4 protein-coding genes are annotated in these 2,340 nt (G+C 35.0%); all 4 read left to right on the forward strand.

Annotation, left to right across the window (positions count from 1 at the left end; translation table 11 throughout):
- Positions 1 to 465, forward strand: a 465-nt coding sequence (locus BTHERMOSOX_RS08365) for a DNA alkylation repair protein (RefSeq protein WP_171004704.1), incomplete at its 5' end; no start/stop codon positions are given.
- Positions 465 to 776, forward strand: a complete 312-nt coding sequence (locus BTHERMOSOX_RS08370; RefSeq protein ID WP_138120628.1) for a YqfO family protein — start codon at positions 465 to 467, stop codon at positions 774 to 776. The genes BTHERMOSOX_RS08365 and BTHERMOSOX_RS08370, both read left to right, overlap by 1 nt.
- Entirely contained in the window at positions 773 to 1,855 is a 1,083-nt protein-coding gene (locus BTHERMOSOX_RS08375; RefSeq protein WP_138120629.1) for an AI-2E family transporter, read from the forward strand. Before BTHERMOSOX_RS08370 ends, BTHERMOSOX_RS08375 begins: the two co-directional genes overlap by 4 nt.
- Positions 1,856 to 1,919: 64 nt before the next feature.
- Positions 1,920 to 2,340, forward strand: a 421-nt coding sequence (locus BTHERMOSOX_RS08380) for a hypothetical protein (RefSeq protein ID WP_138120630.1), incomplete at its 3' end; no start/stop codon positions are given.

Below are 2,340 nucleotides of genomic sequence, written 5' to 3' on the forward strand. Positions count from 1 at the left end.
ATTTTGGTTTATCAATATCAAGCCGGAAATCAACATGAAGTATTTAATTATTATATTAACAACTTACAAGCAGTTAATAACTGGGATTTGGTAGATTATTCAACACCTCAAATCATTGGCAACTATCTTTTTAATTATCCGGCGCAATTGCCAATACTTGATGATTGGGGCACATCATCCAACTTATGGCACAGGCGCATTGCTATTGTTTCTACATTTGCCTTTATCAAGCAAGCTAACTTTGAACCGACACTCAGGATTGGCAAGCTATTATTAAACGATAAAGAGGATTTAATTCATAAGGCACTTGGTTGGATGTTAAGAGAAATTTATAAAAAAAATAGCAATGTTTGCGTAGCCTTCCTACAAGAAAACTACGCACAACTGCCTAGAACTACTTTAAGATATGCTATTGAACGCATGCAAGAAGATGAGAGACTGCGTTATTTAAAAGGGGTTTTTTAATGGTTCAAATTAGTTTTTACGTACCAGAAATAGACTTAGAGATAGTAAAAAATGCCATGTTTGATGCAGGTGCTGGCCGATACAATAACTACGAACAATGTGCTTGGCAAACCATTGGTATGGGTCAATTCAAACCTATTGGTGATGCTCATCCTACTATTGGCCTTTTAGATAAGTTGGAAGTTATTAAAGAATACAAAGTAGAAATGATTTGTACCGATGATCATTTGCCACGTGCACTCGAAGCCATGAAATTTGCACACCCTTATGAAGAAATCGCTTATACCGTTATAAAAATGGAAAACCAATGAATAAAAAAACCAAAACACCCTACGAACACGGCTTTATACTAAGCCTATTATTGCTAGCCATTGGCGGACTTATTTGGCTTTTTATGCCTTTTATACCTTCATTGTTTTTAGCATTGTTAATTGCCATTGCCAGTTTTACTCAATACACAAAATTACAGACTCGTTTTTCTGCGAGTGTTTCTGCCATCATTATGACACTGCTGATAACGGTTATCCTGATATTACCCCTTAGCTATATTTTGTTAATGAGTGGCATTGAAATATCAAACCTAATACAAATCATTAAATTAGATTTCACCGTGGAGAGCTCTAAGCAGATATTTAATCAGATCATCATGACACTGCCATTATCTGATTCAATCATTAACAACTTAAAAGACTCGATAGGTAACAATTTGGACAGCATTATTATCAGTCTGAAAGATTTTTCAGTGGTGATTTTAAAAAGTATTGTTAATCTATCTTCTCACTTCATTTTCTTTTTGATTGTGATGATTTTTTCATTGTACTATTTCTATATTGATGGAAAAAACACAGTAAAGCGTTTGAAAGATTTATCACCTTTGGAAAATCATTTGGATGATATTTTGCTTAATCAATTTGCAGGCTTGTCTATTAGCTTAGTTGGCAGTGTGTTTATCATCGCTATTCTTCAAGGCTTAATATTTTCAATCGGAATGATGCTTGTTGGGCTACCGGTTTTATACTTTGGTTTAGCCATGGCGCTAGCTAGTTTTATTCCAGTACTCGGCGGCCTGATCATTTGGCTACCTTTGAGTCTATATCTATACTCACAAGGGCAAAATGTTGATGCCTTAATTATTGTTATCTTTGGTGCTGTTTTTATCGGTGTGATTTTAGATAACTTTATTAGACCGCTAATCATTCAAAAAATCTCTAAAAAATCTGGTCAAAAAAGTGCGTTAGATCATACACTGATTACCGTACTATCAACCTTAGCAGGTATTATGCAGTTTGGTATATTGGGTTTATTTATCGGCCCAATTATTGCTGCAATGGCGATTAGCATCTTTGATGTTTATGCGATTAAATACACACATAGTTTAGATCAAAGCTAACACCATTCTGGCAGTTTTTCTGTAATCAGGTATAATCCATCTCTTTCATTTACAGTACAAAGCCATGTTAAATAAGTTAGTTGAATATATTAAAAACAACCACCCTGATGCCGATGTTGATGTCTATCTAGATGCAAAGTACATCCAACTAAACAACGCCCAATTGAAGCAAATTGCGGATGCGCTTGAGCGTGGTGATTTGTCAACTACACCAGCCTCAAGTTGTGGCGCCGGTCAATTTATTTTTCATTTTGGCTCAACTATTATTCTTTTGCAAAAAGACACAACAGATTCAAAAACTGTATTTAGCGCTGAACTAGCTTGGGAGACTGATTTCTTATCAGTAAGATCGGTTAGAGATAAGACCAAAGGCTTCTACTTTATTAACTTTGAGTTTGATGATGATTACCAAGTAACCCTGCTTGAGACTCAAAAACTTATTGAAGGCCATGTAAACAACACTGACAAAAATCAAAAAATTGTTG

This window comes from Bathymodiolus heckerae thiotrophic gill symbiont, from assembly GCF_900128515.1.
Lineage (GTDB): Bacteria > Pseudomonadota > Gammaproteobacteria > PS1 > Pseudothioglobaceae > Thioglobus_A.